Genomic DNA, 16275 nt, shown 5'->3' on the forward strand with positions numbered 1-16275 from the left:
CGCCCGGGGTGGTGGGCGAGCTGTACATAGGCGGAGCGGGGGTGGCCCGCGGGTATCTGGGCCGGCCGGGACTGACCGCCGAGCGGTTCGTCGCCGACCCCTACGCCCCCGGGCCCGGGGCCCGTATGTACCGCACCGGCGACCTCGTCCGCTGGAACGCAGACGGCGAGCTGGAATTCGTCGGCCGCGCCGACCACCAGGTCAAGATCCGCGGGTTCCGCATCGAACCCGGCGAGATCGAACAGGTCCTCACCGACCACCCGGACATCGCGCAGGCCGCCGTCGTCGCCCGCGAGGACCAGCCCGGCACGACACGTCTGGTCGCCTACGTCGTGGCCGACACCTCGGCGCAGGCACGGGACGAGGCCGCCGAGCAGGACCAGCTGAGCGAGTGGCGGGACCTGTACGACTCCGTGTACACCACCGCGCCGCGCACGGCGTTCGGGGAGAACTTCGCCAGCTGGCACAGCAGTTACGACGGCGAGCCGATCCCGCTGCCGCAGATGCGGGAGTGGCGTGACACCACCGTGGACCGCATCAGGGCCCTGCGTCCGCGCCGCGTCCTGGAGATCGGCGTGGGCACCGGTCTCCTCCTCGCCGGGCTCGCCCCCGAGTGCGAGGAGTACTGGGGCACCGACTTCTCCCCGAGCGTCATCGAGGAGCTGCGGCGCCACGTCGACGCGGATCCCGTCCTCGCGTCCCGGGTCCGGTTGCAGACCCGGCCCGCCCATGACTTCGCCGGTCTGCCGGTGGGGCACTTCGACACCGTCGTCGTCAACTCGGTGGTGCAGTACTTCCCCAGCGCCGGTTATCTGGAGCAGGTCGTCGACCATGCCGTGCGCGTGCTGGCGCCGGGCGGGGCGCTGTTCGTCGGGGACGTCCGCAACCCCCGGCTGCTGCGCACCTTCACCAGCGCCGTCCAGAGCGCACGGGCCGAGGACCCCACCGACACCGCGGCCGTCCGCCGCGCCGTCGAACAGAGCCTCGTCCTGGAGAAGGAACTCCTCGTCGACCCCGAGTACTTCACCGCCCTCACCCACCACATCCCCGACCTCGCCGGCACCGACATCCAGCTCAAACGCGGCACCGCACAGAACGAACTCACCCGCTACCGCTACGACGCCACCCTCTACAAGACCGGCATCACCCCCCACCCCCTCACCGACGCCCCCACCCGGCCCTGGACCGGGGACCTGGACGCCGTCGCCGGTCAGCTGAGGTCCGCGAGGCCCGGCCGGCTGCGGGTGACCGGGGTGCCCAACTCCCTGATCGCACCGGACAGGTCGGTGCAGCAGGCGCTCGACGGCGGACGGACGCCGGCCGCGGTGCCCGTGTCCGGGGCCGGTCCGGAGGACTTCCGCCGGCTGGGCGAGGAGCACGACTACTGGACCGCCGTCAGCTGGAGCCCGCACGACCCGGCCGCCGTCGAGGTGACCTACGTCCGGCAGGACGTGCTCGGCGAGGGCGTGCCGGTCGGGACCTACGTGCCGTCGGGCGCCGCCGGTCCGGGTACGCCGCTGTCGGCGTGGACCACCAGCCCGGCCGCCGGCCGGGACACCGGCGCCCTGGTGGCGGAGCTGCGCGAGCACGTGCGGCGGCAGCTGCCCGAGTACATGCGCCCGGCGGCGATCGTGCCGCTGGACCGGCTTCCGCTGACCACCAACGGCAAGCTGGACCGGGCCGCGCTCCCGGACTTCGGCCCGGAGCGGGACGATGTCGGCCGGGCCCCGGCCACGCCGCAGGAGCAGGTCGTGTGCGAGCTGTTCGCCGAGGTGCTGGGTCTGCCGGTGGTCGGTGTGGACGAGGACTTCTTCGACCTGGGCGGGCACTCGCTGCTGGCCACCCGGCTGATGGCGCGGCTGCGGGCCTCCTTCGGGGTGGAGCTGGGACTGCGGAGCCTGTTCGAGGCGCCGACCCCGGCCGGGATCAGCGCGCGGCTCGACGTGGACGACGCGGACGGCTCGTACGAGGTGGTACTGCCGCTGCGGGCGGGGGGCGAGCGGCCGCCGCTGTTCTGCATCCACCCCGGCGGTGGCCTGAGCTGGTCGTACAGCGCGCTGCTCAAGCATGTGGCTCCGCAGTATCCGCTGTACGGGATCCAGGCGCGCAGCCTCGCGCGGGCGGAGCCGCGGCCGGGCAGCATCGAGGAGATGGCGGTGGACTACGCCGACCAGATCCAGTCGGTGCAGCCGCACGGGCCGTACCACCTGGCCGGCTGGTCGTTCGGCGGGCTGTGCGCGCACGCGCTGGCCGCGGAGTTCCAGCGGCGCGGCGAACCAGTGGCGCTGGTCGCGGCGCTCGACGTGATCCCGGACTGGCAGGGGCTGACGCACGCGGACGTGCCCGCGCCCGACGACCGGGTGATGCTGCTGTACCACGTGGGTCTCGTGGACGACGGCAGTCACCGGCACGACGACGGCGAGCTGACCTTCGCGCGGGCGCGGGACATCCTGCGCCGCCAGGGCAGTGTGCTCGCCAACCTGGAGGAGGACCGGCTGGCGACGATCACCGAGATCTCGGCGAACAACACCCATCTGACCGTCGACTACCGGCCCGGCCCGATCGACGGCGACCTGTTGCTCATCGCCTGTTCCGAGCAGCAGGACCCGCCGGTCGAGGCCGCCGCCTGGCAGCCGTACGTACGCGGCACCGTCGAGGCCCATGTCGTGCCCGGTGAGCACGGGACCATGCTGACCCGGCCGGAGACGCTGGCCGCGGTGGGCCGGATCCTGTCGGCCAAGCTGCAGGAGCTCCACGGCGACCGGTGACGTGCGGAGGCCGCCGCGAGGCACCCCACCGTCCGCTTTCTGCGGGACCTACACCCGAGGACTGAAAACGATGCTGACCGACGTGCTCTCCGTCGACCTGGCCAAGGCCCTGGCGGCCGTGGACGGCTGGCTGAGCGACTACATCCGTCAACCGCACAGCGAGCTGGGACGTCCCGGTCCGGTGTGCCCGTTCGTGGAGCCGGCCCAGCGCGCCGGTGCTCTGGAGGTCCGGGTCAGGCTGGTGGGCCCGACCCCGAGCCAGACCCTCATCGACGAGATCGTCCGCTGTGCCCTGGACGAGTTCAGCGAGGTCGAGTGGAAGGCCGGCAATCCCAATCTGCGTTCGCTGCTGCTGGTCCTGCCCGACCTGCCGTACGAGCACCTGCACCTGCTGGACGCCGCGCACACCGCGCTGAAGCCGGAGAGTGTGCGCCGCGGCCTGATGATCGCCCAGTTCCACGAGAGGTGCGAGGAGAAGGCGGCCCGCAACCCGGCGTTCGAGGTGAGCTACGCGCCCGTGCCGATGATGGCGGTGCGGTCCATGGCGATACACGACGTGCTCTTCCTGGACCGGCGCCGGGAGTGGTTCGAGGAGTACGCCAAGCGCTTCGGGTCCCGTTACCGCGGGACCGGCCACGGCATCGACCCGTTGCTGACCGAGGTGTACGAACGGGCGCGTGCCGTTCACGGGTCGGGGAGCTGATCCCGGTGGGTGTGCGAGCGTCTCCCGGGGGGCGGCCGGCGGCCGGGGCGGCCGTGTACCGGGGCATGGATCAGGCGACGCTGGACCGGCAGTACTCGCCGAGTTCCCTGGTGCCGAGCCTCGACGCCTGCCTGCGGGAGTACGAGCGGCTGAGCGCGGCGGCCCGCCGGGACCATCCGGTGCGCACCGCTCTGGCCTACGGCCCGCACCCGGCCGAGCTGCTCGACTACTTCCCCGGCGCGGGTGCCGGCCGTCCGCCGCTGCTGGTGTTCGTGCACGGCGGGAACTGGCAGGCGCTCGGCCGGGCGGAGTCGGCTTTCGCCGTACCGCCGTTGCTGGCCGCGGGTGCGGCGGTCGCGGTGGTCGAGTACGGGCTGGCGCCCGGGGTCGGACTGGACGCGATGGCGGGCATGGTGCGCCGGGCCGTGGACTGGCTGCTGCGGCATGCGGACGGGCTGGGCTTCGACGTGCGGCGGCTGCACCTGTGCGGCACGTCGGCCGGTGCGCAGCTGGCCGCCATGGCGCTGCTGCCCGGCCCCTCGCAGGGGCCTGACGTGTCCGGGCGGATCGCCGGGGCGGTGCTGCTGAGCGGCATGTACGACCTGGAGCCGGTCCGGCTGTCGTACGTCAACGAGGCACTGCGGCTGGACGAGGCCGGAGCGCGCCGCAACAGCCCGCTCCACCTGCTGCCGGCACGGCTGCCCCGCACGGTGGTGGCGCGGGGCGGCAACGAGACCGAGGAGTACGTCCGCCAGCACGAGCGGATGGTGACGGCGCTGCGCTCCCGGGGGGCGGTCACGGAGGTCGTCGCCGAACGGCGCGACCACTTCGACCTCCCCTACGACCTGGGTGTGCCCGGCACCGGTCTGGGCGACGCGGTCCTGGCGCAGATGGGACTGGAAGGAACGAGCACATGACCACCGAGCAGACCGCCCGGAGCGCCGAGCGGGGAGGCGGGTGCCCGCTGTCCGCCGGCGTCCCGCCCGGCAGCACGCCGTACGCGCACTACGCCCGGATGGACGAGTTGCTGGCGTTGCAGCATCCGCTGAGCCGGGCCGACACCGAGCCGGGTTTCATCATCATGAGCCAGGTCAAGGAGCTGCTGTTCAAGCTGCTGCACACCGAACTCTCCACGGTGCGGGACCAGTTGGACGAGGACCGGCTCGGTGAGGCGCTGTGGACGCTGCGCCGTGCGGCGCGGGTGCAGCAGGTGCTGCTGGTGAGCTGGGAGACGTTCTCCGTCCTGTCGCCCGCGGAGTTCGCCGAGTTCCGGGACGTCCTCGGGTCGGCGTCGGGTTTCCAGTCGGCCGGTTACCGACGGCTGGAGTTCCTGCTCGGCAACAAGAACCCGGCGATGGCCGAACCGCACCGGGGCACGGCCGGACACGCGGCCGTGGTGAGCCAGTTGCGCGAGCCGAGCCTGTACGACGCGGCGCTCGCGCTGCTGGAACGGCGCGGGCTGCTGGCTCCGGCCGGCTCCGGCGGGCGGGACGCCACGCAGCCGTACCGCAGCGGCCCCGAGGTCGAGGCGGCGTGGGAGGCGGTCTACCGGGATCCGGCGCGCCACCACGAGCTGCATCTGCTCGCCGAGGCGCTGATGGACACCGCCGATCAGTTCGCCCGCTGGCGCTACACGCACCTGGTGACGGTGCAGCGGATGCTCGGTGCCAAACCGGGCACCGGCGGCACCGACGGCGTGGCCTGGCTGGCCCGCATCAGTGAGCACCGCTTCTTCCCGGAGCTGTGGTCGGTGCGTTCGACGCTCTGACCCGCCGACGACCTGAAAGAGGGAGGGCCCATGGAGGGCGGGAGCCCGCGCACGGTGGCCGAGGAACTGGACGCGGCCGATCCGCTGGCCGCGTTCCGGGAGCGGTTCGTCATCGACGATCCGGAGCTGATCTATCTGGACGGCAATTCGCTGGGCCGGCTGCCCGCCGCCACCCCGGGCCGGCTGCGCGAGGTGGTGGAGCAGGGCTGGGGCGGCGGGCTGGTGCGGTCCTGGCAGGGGTGGATCGACTGGGGAGCCCGGCTCGGGGACCGCCTCGCCGGGCATGTGCTGGGTGCCCGGCCCGGCGAGGTGGTCGTCTCGGACTCGACGTCGGTCAACCTGTACAAGCTGGCCGGGGCCGCCCTGGACGCGGCGCCGGGACGGGGCACGGTCCTGGTGGACGCCGAGGACTTCCCGACGGACCGGTACATCCTCCAGGGACTGGCACAGCAGCGGGGGCTGCGGCTGCGCCGGCTGCCCTCGGACCTCGACGGCGGGCTCGACCTGGACGTGCTGCGCGGCGCGCTGGACCGGGACGTGGCGCTGGTGGTGCTGTCGCTGGTGTCGTACCGCAGCGGCGCGCTGCTGGACATGGCGCGGGTCGAGGAACTGGCCCGGGGCGTGGGCGCGCGGGTGCTGTGGGACCTGTCGCACGCGGCCGGCGCCGTCCCCGTCGACCTGGCCGGGGCCGGCGCGGAACTGGCCGTGGGCTGTACGTACAAGTACCTCAACGGAGGCCCGGGGTCTCCCGCGTTCCTGTATGTGCGCCGGGATCTGCAGGCCGTGCTGCGGCAGCCGGTGTGGGGCTGGTTCGGGCAGCGGGAGCAGTTCCGCATGGGCCCCGACTACGACCCGGTGCCGGGCATCGAGCGGTTCCTGGTGAGCACGCCGGCGCTGCTGTCGCTGGCGGCGATCGACCCGGCGCTGGACCTCGTCGAGGAGGCGGGGCTGGCGCGGATCCGGGCGAAGGGGCTGCTGCTGGGCCGGCTGGCCGACGAACTCGCGGACGCCTGGCTGGCGCCGCTCGGTTTCCGGGCCGCCTCGCCCCGTCCGGCCGAGCGGCGCGGTTCGCACGTGTCCCTGTACCACCCGGACGCCTGGCGGATCTGCCAGACGCTGGCCGCGGACGCGAAGGTCGTCTGCGACTACCGGGTCCCGGACCGGCTGCGGATCGGTCCCTCCCCGCTGTACACCCGGTTCACCGAGGTCTGGGACGCGCTGGCCCGCATCCGCGACACCGTGGCCGGACGTGCCTACACCTCCCGGCCCGCCGGCCTGGCCCGGGTGACGTGACCGCCGGTCCCGCGCGGCCGGCCGCGCCCCGGTCCGACCTCCCCGCCCCCGCCCCACCCTCGCGATACGGAGTCCTCATGGCAGACGCGTCCCCGCTCACCACCGACGGACTGGTGCAGATCCTGTTCGGTTCCTCGGCGTTCCAGATGCTCAACGCGGGCCGCAACCTCGGTCTGTTCGCCCTGCTGCACCGGCGCCCCGGGCTGGCCCCGCCGGAGATCGGGCGGGAACTGGGCCTTGCGGACCGCCCGGTGCAGATCCTCCTGCTGGGCACCACGGCCCTGGGGCTGACCAGGTGTGAGGAGGACGGCTACCGCAACGCCGAGGTTCTCGACTCGCTGTTCGCCGACGACACCTGGACGATCATCGAGGACCTGATCGAGTACGAGGAGCGGATCGTCCGCCCCGCCGAGGTCGACTTCACGGAGTCCCTGCGCCGCAACACCAACGTCGGCCTGCGGCGGATCAAGGGCACGGGCCCGGACCTGTACCACCGGCTGTCCGCGGATCCGGAGCTGGAGCAGCTGTTCTACCGCTGCATGCGGTCCTGGTCCCGGCTGTCCAACCCGGTCCTGGTGGAGAAGGCCGAACTGACCGGGGTGCGCCGGGTGCTCGACGTGGGCGGCGGTGACGGGGTCAACGCCATCGCCCTGGCCCGGGCCAACCCGGGGGTGGAGTTCACCGTGCTGGACCTGCCCGGCACGGTGGAGATCGCCCGCCGCCGTATCGCCGAGCACGGCCTGGCCGACCGTGTCTCCGTCCGGGCGGCCGACATCTTCGACGACGTCTACCCGCCGGGGCACGACTGCGTGCTGTTCGCCAACCAGCTGGTGATCTGGTCGCCGGAGGAGAACGTGCGGCTGCTGCGCAAGGCCCACGCGGCGCTGCCGGACGGCGGCCGGGTGCTGGTGTTCAACGCCATGGCCGACGACAGCGGGGACGGTCCGCTGTACGCGGCGCTCGACAACGTGTACTTCGCGACGCTGCCCGCCGCGAGCAGCACCATCTACCGGTGGGACCAGTACGAGGAGTGGTTCGCCGCGGCCGGTTTCGTCAAGCCCGAGCGGCTGCCGGGCGGCCGGTGGACGCCGCACGGTGTGATCAGCGCGGTCAAGTGATGCCCCGACGAGAACCGGAGCCGGCCATGTCCCTGACCTCCCCCGACGCCGCGTGCCCCGTCGGCCCGCACTCCGCGCGCGGCCCGCACATGATGGATCCGGAGCTGCTGGCGGACCCGTTCGCCGGCTACGGACGGCTGCGAGAACAGGGCCCCGTGGTCCGCGGCAGGTTCGTCGACGGCACTCCGGTGTGGTTCGTGACCCGGTACGACGACGTCCGCGCGGTGCTGCGGGACCCGAGGTTCGTCAACACGCCCTCCCACGTGCCCGGCGAGGACGGCGCGGATCCGCGCGACGGCATGATGGAACTGCTCAAGGTGCCCGAGAAGCTGCGGGTCTACCTGCTCGGTTCGATCCTGGACAGCGACCCGCCGGACCACCCGCGGCTGCGCCGGCTGGTGACACGGGCGTTCGCGGCGCGCCGGATCCTGGGGCTGCGGCCCGGTATCGAGCGGACCGCGGACCGGCTGCTGGCCGGGCTGCCGGCGAAGGAGCTGGACGACGGCACCGTCGACCTGCTGGAGCACTTCGCCTATCCGCTGTCGATCACGGTGATCTGCGAGCTCGTCGGGATCCCGGCGGACGACGTCGAGCAGTGGCGGGAGTGGGGCGGCGACCTGGTGTCGATGCGGCCGGAACGGCTGCAGCACTCCTTTCCCGTGATGATCGAGTACTGCCATGAGCTGGTCGAGCGGCGCCGTGCCGCGCTGCGGGACGATCTGCTGAGCGAGCTGATCCGCGTGCAGGACCACGACGGCGGGCGGCTGAGCGACACCGAGCTGGTCACCATGGTGCTCACCCTGGTGCTGGCCGGCCACGAGACGAGCGCGCATCTGATCGGCAACGGCACGGCCGCCCTGCTCGCGCATCCCGACCAGCTGGCGCTGCTGCGCGCCGACCCGGGACTGCTGCCGCGGGCGGTGCACGAGCTGATGCGCTGGTGCGGGTCGGTACAGGTGGCGCGGCTGCGTTACGCGACCGAGGATCTGCTGCTCTCCGGCACGCCCATCGCCCGGGGTGACGCGCTGCAGGCGGTGCTGGTGTCGGCCAACTTCGATCCCCGGCACTACACGGACCCGGACCGGCTGGACCTCACCCGCCATCAGGAGGGACAGGCGGAGAACCATGTCGGTTTCGGTCACGGCATCCACTACTGCCTGGGTGCCACCCTGGCCCGGCAGGAGGCCGAGGTGGCGTTCTCCCGGCTGCTGGCGCGCTGTCCGGATCTGGCACTGGCGGGCGACCCGGAGCTGGACCGGGCCCGGCTGCCGGGCAGTTGGCGGCTGAACGCGCTGCGGCTGCGGCTGCGGCCGTAGGTCAGCCACAGCACCGAGGGCCCCACGGCGGACGCCGTGGGGCCCTCGGCCCTGGGGGGTGGTCGGCCGTCGCGGCCGGTCAGCCGTCGGTGACGGTGATGGCCTGGACGGGACAGGACAGGGCGGCCTGGGTCGCCTGCCGCCGGGTGGCCGTCTCGGCCGCGTCGGGCAGCAGCGCGGAGTAGCCGTCGTCGTCCTGGGTGAACACCTCGGGCGCGGTCAGGGCGCACTGCCCGGACCCGATACAGGTGTGGTGGTCGATACGGATTCGCATGGAGGGCCGCCTTTCGGTTCTCGGCGGGCGGGCCGTCAGTGGCCGAGTTCGCGTGCCGCGGCACGGTCGAGGGTGAGCAGGATCCATTCCTCGAAGTCGCGGTCGTCCTTCGAGGCGGCCTCGCGCCAGCGCTCCACCCGGTCGCAGGGGACGCTGATGCGGGGCAGGCCGGCGCGCGGGGGCGCGGTGGTCCGGTTCCCCCTGCGGCTCTCGCGCAGCTGGAGTCTGAGTTCGTTCCTGGACCAGCTGTGCCGTTCGGCCCGGTCGAGCCAGGTGTCGGCGTCCGCGGGCGGCAGGGAGGCGACCTCGGCGTGGTGGCCGAAGCTCAGGGCCTCGCGCCGGCGCCAGAGCTCGAAGTGGCGGGCCACCCATGCGTAGTTGCGCAGGGTCTGGTAGTCGAGTCCGGCGGCCTGCACGCCGGTCTGGTAACGGTCGGCGTAGCGCTCCTGGCCGTAGACGAGCCAGTCGCCCAGGCACCACGCGGAGGAATCGGCGATCTGGAAGATGTGGAGTCCGGCCTTCTCCCATCGGTCGTAGGAGAGGGTGGCCGGAAGTCTCAGTCCGACCCGGGTGGTCATGATCCGGTCCTGGCCGGCCGCCCGGCGGGGAAGCGTCGTGTCCCCCGCCCGGCGGCCGACCGGTAAGTGACGGTCACGCTGGTCATGCTTGGTGATGTGGTGCAACGGCTTTCTCCTGGGATTGAGGCACTGGCGTATCTCGCACCGGTCGTCGCTGCTCGAGTCATCATTCCGGCAAGCTGACAAAAACCGTAGATCACGCTCACAGACGCGTCAAAGAACATTTCCGGCCGGGTGTGATCGGTTTACGGCGGAAACTTTTTCTAGAGGGGCAATTCTCGGTCAGCTGGTTTCGCCGACGCCTCAGGGCCCCCGCCACCGCGGCCTCAACGCGCCTCGGAGCCCCCCGCCACCGCGGCCTCGATGCCGTCGAGGAGGACTTTCAGGCCGACCCGGAACGCCTCCAGGGCCTCCTGTTCCATGTACGACTCCACGCCGCCCGGCTCCGCCTCCGCCCCGGTACCGGCGGCACGGGTCGCCCGGGACTCCAGCTCGGCCAGCGCGGGGAAGCGCTCGGCGAAGTCGGGTGCCACCTCCGCGAGCAGCGCCGACCGCTCCGCCCACCACTCCTCGTCGGGCACCCCCGTCTCCGGCGCCGCCTGCCGGTGCTCCGCGGCGACCCGGGCCATGCCGCGGACGAACTGGAACAGCACGGCGATCACCCGCCGCAGCCGCAGCGGGTCGAGGCCGACCCCGCCCAGGATCCGCACCACCGTCTCCAGTTGGGCGTACTCGCCCGGCCCGAGCACCGGCCGGGCCTGGGAGACCTGGAGCACCCACGGGTGGCGCAGGTAGAACGCCCAGACGTCGTCGGCCCAGGCCGTGACCGCCGCACGCCACCCGGCGTCCGTGCCGTAGGCGGTGGGCAGTTCGGCGAGCACCCGGTCGTGCATGAGGTCGACCAGTTCGCTCTTGCTCGGCACGTAGGTGTACAGCGCCATGGCCGTCCGGCGCAGCCGCGCCCCGACCGCCCGCATCGACAGGGCCGCCATGCCCTGTTCGTCGGCCACCGCGATCCCCGCGTCGACGATCGCGTCCACATCGAGCCCGGGCTTGGGTCCGGGGCCGGTCCTGACGCTCGCGGAACGGGCCGACCGCCAGAGCAGAGCCATGGAACGGCGGGCATCGCCCTGTCCGGCAAAAACAACCACCTTGCAACTCCTTACTACATAAAGTAACCTCACCCGAGGCATCTCTTTACAGCGTAAAGATACCAGGTGGGGACCGGCCCGCCACCGGGATGCCACACGTTCTCGGAAGGGTTTCCATGGCAGAGCTCCCCGTCTCGTTCCTCCAGGTCACCGGCATCACGCGCGTCACCCCGCGGATGGCCCGCGTGACCTTCGAGGCCGATCACCTCGACGACTCCGTCGGCCGGAGCCCGGACCAGCAGCTCAAGCTGTGCTTCCCCCGCCCCGGCCAGCAGGAGCCCGTCCTGCCCGAGCAGTCCGACGACGCGACCGGCTGGTACCAGGCGTTTCTGGCCATCCCGGAGGACGAGCGGCCGTGGATGCGCAGCTTCACCCTCCGCCGGCGTGTCCCCGGGACCAGGTCCGTCGAGATCGACTTCGTCCTGCACGGCGACACCGGCCCCGCCACCAGCTGGGCCGGATCCGCCCGGCCCGGCGACCGGATCGGCATGGTCGGCCCGTCCGCGGTCTACGCCCGGCCGGTGACGCTGACCGACTCGATCGCGGGCGCCGACTGGCTGCTGCTGGCCGGCGACGAGACGGCGCTGCCCGCCATCGGCACCCTGCTGGAGGCCCTGCCCGAGGGCACGCGCACGGTGGCCTACCTGGAGGTCGCCGACAGCGCCGAGCGGCAGACCTTCGAGACGGCCGGAGACGTCGACCTGCACTGGCTGTACCGCGACGGCAGTCCGGCGGGCCGCAGCGAGGTGCTGACCGACGCCGTCCGCGCGGCCGAGTTCCCGCCCGGCCGCCCCTTCGCCTGGCTGGCCGGGGAGTCGGGCACGGTCCGGGAACTGCGCCGGCACCTGGTCGGCGAACGCGGCCTGGACAAGCGGTCGATCGACTTCAGCGGCTACTGGCGGCTCAAGCTGACCCAGGACGACGCCCCGACGGCCGAGGACATGGCCGAGGCGCAGGAGCGGCTGGCCGAGTACCAGGCCACCGCCGACGACCAGTCCTGACGCGCCCCCGGGCGGAGTCCGGCTCCCCTGCGGTCCCGCCGTGACCCGGCCGAAGAGCGGCCGGCCGAGAGAAGGATCCCATGATCACAGTGCGAGGTCTCGCCCGCCGGTTCACCCTGCGGGGACGCACCGTCGACGCCGTCAAGGGCATCGACATCGACGTGGCGGCCGGGGAACTGGTCGGGTTCCTCGGCCCCAACGGGGCGGGGAAGACCACCACCTTACGGATGCTGACCACCCTGCTGCGGCCCACCGGCGGGACCGGCACCGTGGCCGGCTGCGACCTGCTGACGGACCCCCAGGGCGTCCGGCGCCGGATCGGCTACGTCGCCCAGGGCGGCTCCACCTGGCCGGAGTCCCGGGTCGCCGAGGAGATCGAACTGCAGGCCCGGCTGTACGGCCTGTCGCGGACCGAGGCACGGCGGCGCGGGGCGGCGCTCGCGGAGCGGCTCGACCTGGCCGGCCTCGACCAGCGCCCCGCCAAGACACTGTCCGGCGGTCAGCGCCGCCGGCTGGACATCGCGCTCGGGCTGGTCCACGAGCCGTCGCTGGTCTTCCTGGACGAGCCCACCAGCGGGCTGGACCCGCAGAGCCGGGCCAATCTGTGGGACCACGTCCGCCGGATGCGCGCCGAGCAGGGCATGACCGTCTTCCTCACCACCCACTACCTCGACGAGGCCGACGCCCTGTGCGACCGGATCCTCGTCACCGACCACGGCACGATCGTGGCCGAGGGCACCCCGGACGAACTCAAGGCCCGCGTCGCCGGCGACGCGGTCACCGTCGAGGTCGCCGCCGGCCGGGGCGCCGAGGCGGCCGGCCTCGCCGGCGGCCTGCCCGGCGCACACGAGGTCACCGTCACCGCCGACACCGTGCGCCTGCGGGTGCCGCGCGGCGACTCGGCCCTGCCGGAGCTGCTGCGCACCCTCGACGGCCACGGGATCGCCATGGCCTCCGTCAAGGTCAGCCGGCCCACCCTGGACGACGTGTTCCTCAGCCTGACCGGGCGCTCCCTGCGCGACGGGGAGACCGCCCCCGAGGCGAAGGAGGCCGCGCATGCTGCGTGACACCCAGCTGATCTTCCAGCGGGACATGAGGCTCTCGCTGCGCAATCCGACCTGGCTGATCATCGGGATCATGCAGCCGCTGCTGTACCTGTTCCTCTTCGGGCCGCTCATGGTCACCGTGGTCGACCACACCCCCGGCTTCCCGTCCGGCGACGCCTGGGAGGTGCTCACCCCGGCGCTCATCGTGCAGACGGCGCTGTTCAGCGGCTCCTTCGCCGGAGTCGGGCTGCTCACCGAGTACCGGGTCGGCGTGGTCGACCGCTTCCGCGGCACCCCGGCCAGCCGGTCGGCCCTGCTGTTCGGCAAGGTCCTCGCCCAGGCCGTGCAGGCCACCGCCCAGTCAGCCCTGATCGTGCTGGTGACCCTCCTGGTCTTCGGCCTCGACGCACCGGTGACCGGCATGCTGCTGAGCCTCGCGATCGCCGCGGTGCTGGCCATCACCCTGTCCTCGGGGTCGTACGCGCTGGCGATGGTCCTCAAGAGCGAGGCCGCGTTCCCCTCGCTGATGAACGCCGTGCTGCTGCCGCTCCTGCTGCTGTCCGGCGTGCTGCTGCCGGTCACCCGGGAACTGGCCCCCGGCTGGCTGTACCAACTGGCCAGGATCAACCCGCTGACCCACGTGGTGGACGCCGAGCGCGCCGCGTTCCGCGGGGACATGAGCGCCGCCGGGCTGCTGACCGGCTCCCTCGTGCTGCTGGTCATGGCCGCGCTCGCCCTGCTGTGGGGCACCCGGACGTTCCAGAAGGAGAACGCCTGACGGCGCCGTGGCGGCGTCCCCCCGGACCGGGCTCCCTCTCATCCCCCGGAGAGGGAGCCCTCCCGTACGTACCACCGAGGAGCACATTGTGAGGACCGACGTCATCAAGGTGACCGGTGCCCGGGAGAACAACCTCAAGAACGTCTCGCTGCAGATCCCGAAGGGGCGGCTGACGGTCTTCACCGGCGTCTCCGGGTCGGGCAAGTCGTCGCTGGTGTTCGACACCATCGCGGCCGAGGCCCGGCGGCAGCTCAACGAGACGTTCACGGCGTTCGTCCGTACGTTCCTGCCCGACCACGGGCGCCCGGACATGGACGCCGTCGAGAACATCTCCGCCGCGGTCGTCATCGACCAGAAGCGCCTGGGCGGCAACCCCCGCTCGACGGTCGGCACCGTCACCGACATCAGCCCGCTGCTGCGGCTGCTGTTCTCCCGCGCTGGCGAGCCCGCCGGTCTGCCGCCCAGCACCTTCTCCTTCAACGACCCGCAGGGCATGTGCCCGGCCTGCGAGGGCCTCGGCACGGTCGTACGGCTCGATCTCGACGCGTTCGTGGACCGCCGCAAGTCCCTCAACGAGGGGGCGCTGCTGCATCCGGACTTCTCCACCTCCAGCTGGTACTGGCTCAGCTACGTGGAGTCCGGGCTGTTCGACAACGACAAACCCCTGGCCGCCTTCACCGACGAGGAGTGGCGGCTGCTGCTCCACGGCGAGCTGCCGGACAAGCTCCCGCTGGTCTGGCAGGGCAATACGCTGAACGTCCGGTACGAGGGCCTGGCGGACAAGTTCACCCGGCTGTACATCCGCAAGGAGGACATGTCCGAGCGCGGCCGTGAGGTGCTGCGGCGGTTCGTCCGCTCGGAGCACTGCCCGGACTGCGACGGCACCCGGCTCGCCCCCGCCGCCCGCGCCGTCACCGTCGCCGGCCACCACATCGCCCGGCTGACCGCGATGGAGGCCGGGCACCTGGCGGCGTTCCTGGCGGACCTGGACCTGCCACGGGTGAAGCCGGTCCTGGACGATCTCGTGACCCGCCTGCGGCACCTGGCCGACATCGGCCTCGGCTACCTCAGCCTGGACCGGGAGACGCGCACCCTCTCGGGCGGCGAGTCGCAGCGGATCAAGATGGTCCGGCATCTCGCGAGCAGCCTGACCGACATGCTGTACGTGTTCGACGAGCCGAGCGTCGGTCTGCACGCCCGGGACGTCCACCGGCTCCAGGACCTGCTGCTGGCACTGCGGGACAAGGGCAACACCGTGCTGGTGGTCGAGCACGACCGGGACATCATGGCCATCGCCGACCATGTGGTCGACATGGGGCCGAAGGCCGGGACACTGGGCGGCGAGGTGGTCTTCGAGGGCGCCTTCGCGGACCTCGCCGGGGCCGACACCCTCACCGGCCGCGCCCTGCGGAGCCGGCCGGCCGTCAAGGCCGAACCCCGCCGTCCCACCGGGGTCCTGACGGTGTCCGGCGCACGCCACCACAACCTGAAGGACGTGACGGTCGGCTTCCCCACCGGTGTCCTGACCGTGGTCACGGGTGTGGCCGGATCGGGCAAGAGCACCCTGGTCAACGACGCGTTCCTGAGCCGGCACCCGGACGCCGTGGTGATCGACCAGTCCTCGATCACGGGCAGCCGCCGGTCCAGCACCGCCACCTACACCGGGCTGCTGGACCCGATCCGCAAGCTGTTCGCCAAGGCCAACGGCGTCAGCGCCGCCCTGTTCAGCGCCAACTCCAAGGGCGCCTGCCCGACCTGCCAGGGGCTCGGTGTGCTCTACACCGACCTGGCGTTCATGGACACGCTCAAGTCCGTGTGCGATGCCTGCGGTGGCCGCCGCTTCTCCCCGGAGGTCCTCGGCCACCGGCTGCGGGGCCGGTCGATCGGAGACGTCCTGGAGATGACGGCGGCCGAGGCGGCGGAGTTCTTCACCGAGCCCAGGCTGCGTCCCGTCCTGCACGCGCTCAACGACGTCGGACTGGACTACCTGCGCCTGGGCCAGCCCCTGAGCACCCTGTCCGGCGGTGAGTGCCAGCGCCTGAGGCTGGCGACCGACCTGCACCGCGTCGGCAGCGTCTACGTGATGGACGAACCCACCACCGGGCTGCACATGTCGGACACCCGCCGGCTCCTCGGCATCGTCGAGCGCCTCGCCGACCAGGGCAACACCGTCATCGTCATCGAGCACGACCTCGACGTCGTCACCAGCGCCGACTGGATCATCGACCTGGGGCCGGAGGGAGGCAGTGGTGGCGGACGCGTCCTGTTCGAGGGCACCCCGGCCGACCTCCTGAAGACCGGCGGTTCACACACCGCCGAATACCTGCGCAGGCACCTGACGACCGCCTGAGACACCCGTGGGCGCCCCACCCGGCGGGAGGGTGCCCCGGGGGGGGCCGGGGGGTGGCATACGGCCTCGCGGGGCCGGGACGATCCCAGGGGGGCCGGGACAGGCCGGGACGGGCCGAGGGGGGGCCGAGG

14 protein-coding genes are annotated in these 16275 nt (G+C 72.5%); 11 read left to right on the forward strand and 3 right to left on the reverse strand.

From position 1 onward, the window contains the following. The 7 genes from GT045_RS29690 to GT045_RS29720 form a co-directional block, all read left to right on the forward strand. A partial coding sequence (locus GT045_RS29690) for a thioesterase domain-containing protein (RefSeq protein ID WP_161336055.1) occupies positions 1–2768 on the forward strand: 2768 nt, incomplete at its 5' end. A gap of 70 nt (positions 2769–2838) precedes the next feature. Beyond that, the gene (locus tag GT045_RS29695) at positions 2839–3471 is read left to right on the forward strand and encodes a DUF6875 domain-containing protein (RefSeq protein WP_161288211.1); all 633 of its coding nucleotides are present in this window, start codon (positions 2839–2841) and stop codon (positions 3469–3471) included. Positions 3472–3536: 65 nt separating this feature from the next. Then, the gene (locus GT045_RS29700; protein WP_161288213.1) at positions 3537–4388 is read left to right on the forward strand and encodes an alpha/beta hydrolase; all 852 of its coding nucleotides are present in this window, start codon (positions 3537–3539) and stop codon (positions 4386–4388) included. After that, positions 4385–5239 (forward strand): tryptophan 2,3-dioxygenase family protein, encoded by an 855-nt coding sequence (locus GT045_RS29705; RefSeq protein WP_161336056.1) that lies wholly within the window; start codon positions 4385–4387, stop codon positions 5237–5239. The genes GT045_RS29700 and GT045_RS29705 overlap by 4 nt, the downstream gene beginning before the upstream one ends. Before the next feature lie 30 nt (positions 5240–5269). Continuing rightward, on the forward strand, positions 5270–6532 hold the full coding sequence (gene kynU / locus GT045_RS29710) for a kynureninase (RefSeq protein WP_161336057.1): 1263 nt from the start codon (positions 5270–5272) through the stop codon (positions 6530–6532). 77 nt (positions 6533–6609) lie between these two features. Beyond that, the gene (locus GT045_RS29715; protein ID WP_161336058.1) at positions 6610–7650 is read left to right on the forward strand and encodes a methyltransferase; all 1041 of its coding nucleotides are present in this window, start codon (positions 6610–6612) and stop codon (positions 7648–7650) included. A 26-nt stretch (positions 7651–7676) separates the two neighbouring features. Next, entirely contained in the window at positions 7677–8966 is a 1290-nt protein-coding gene (locus GT045_RS29720) for a cytochrome P450 (RefSeq protein ID WP_237538968.1), read from the forward strand. Positions 8967–9045: 79 nt separating this feature from the next. On the opposite strand, the gene GT045_RS29725 is transcribed toward GT045_RS29720, so the two are convergent. The 3 genes from GT045_RS29725 to GT045_RS29735 form a co-directional block, all read right to left on the reverse strand. Next, positions 9046–9240, reverse strand: coding sequence for a ferredoxin (locus tag GT045_RS29725; protein ID WP_161295319.1), 195 nt, complete (start codon positions 9238–9240; stop codon positions 9046–9048). Positions 9241–9275: 35 nt separating this feature from the next. Next, on the reverse strand, positions 9276–9818 hold the full coding sequence (locus GT045_RS29730; RefSeq protein WP_202516160.1) for an LmbU family transcriptional regulator: 543 nt from the start codon (positions 9816–9818) through the stop codon (positions 9276–9278). Positions 9819–10144: 326 nt separating this feature from the next. Then, positions 10145–10969, reverse strand: coding sequence for a TetR/AcrR family transcriptional regulator C-terminal domain-containing protein (locus GT045_RS29735; RefSeq protein ID WP_161336059.1), 825 nt, complete (start codon positions 10967–10969; stop codon positions 10145–10147). A 116-nt stretch (positions 10970–11085) separates the two neighbouring features. Between GT045_RS29735 and GT045_RS29740 the strand changes: the two genes are divergently transcribed. The 4 genes from GT045_RS29740 (at position 11086) to GT045_RS29755 (ending at position 16144) form a co-directional block, all read left to right on the forward strand. After that, positions 11086–11970 carry a siderophore-interacting protein gene (locus GT045_RS29740; RefSeq protein WP_161336060.1) on the forward strand — a complete coding sequence of 295 codons (885 nt, stop codon included), beginning with the start codon at positions 11086–11088 and terminating at the stop codon, positions 11968–11970. 80 nt (positions 11971–12050) lie between these two features. Further along, positions 12051–13037: an ATP-binding cassette domain-containing protein gene (locus tag GT045_RS29745; RefSeq protein WP_161336061.1), complete on the forward strand. Its 987-nt coding sequence runs from the start codon at positions 12051–12053 to the stop codon at positions 13035–13037. Further along, complete coding sequence (locus GT045_RS29750) at positions 13027–13794, forward strand: ABC transporter permease (RefSeq protein ID WP_161336062.1); 768 nt, start codon at positions 13027–13029, stop codon at positions 13792–13794. The genes GT045_RS29745 and GT045_RS29750 overlap by 11 nt, the downstream gene beginning before the upstream one ends. Positions 13795–13882: 88 nt before the next feature. Then, positions 13883–16144 (forward strand): excinuclease ABC subunit UvrA, encoded by a 2262-nt coding sequence (locus GT045_RS29755; protein WP_345942794.1) that lies wholly within the window; start codon positions 13883–13885, stop codon positions 16142–16144. The last annotated feature ends 131 nt before the right edge of the window (positions 16145–16275 follow it).

It is taken from the genome of Streptomyces sp. SID486, assembly GCF_009865385.1.
In the GTDB taxonomy this organism is placed as follows: domain Bacteria; phylum Actinomycetota; class Actinomycetes; order Streptomycetales; family Streptomycetaceae; genus Streptomyces.